Annotated in this window: 1 protein-coding gene; it reads right to left on the minus strand. The window is 69.4% G+C overall.

Features of this window, described 5'->3' with window-relative positions:
- The coding region (locus L995_RS03240; RefSeq protein ID WP_047469123.1) for an Ig-like domain-containing protein at window positions 1-324 on the minus strand (324 nt) is incomplete at both ends.

The raw sequence follows: 324 nt of genomic DNA on the forward strand, positions 1-324 counted from the left end.
CGCACAACAGTGCCAGCATGCCACCCTGGCCCAGGCCGGGAACGGCCTGGACATTTCCGGGGCCGGGACCGGGTCCTGGGTCCGTGCCCGGACCGGGGTCGGGAGGATCGGCAGCGATCACCTCGATGGTCACGGATGCTGGTGCGGCAGCGCTCTGGTGCCCGTCGGATACCGTGAAGGCGAAGGTATCGGGTCCGGAGTAGCCGGCCGTCGGCGTGTAGACCAGCGTACCCGTCTGGGGATCGAAGCCGCTGATGACGCCATGGGCGGGGCCGGTGGTGATCTCGAAGCGCAGCGGGTCCGACTCGAAGTCCGTGCCAGCGA

The sequence above is a fragment of the Delftia sp. ZNC0008 genome, assembly GCF_000799035.1.
Taxonomy (GTDB): Bacteria; Pseudomonadota; Gammaproteobacteria; order Burkholderiales; family Burkholderiaceae_C; genus Comamonas; species Comamonas tsuruhatensis.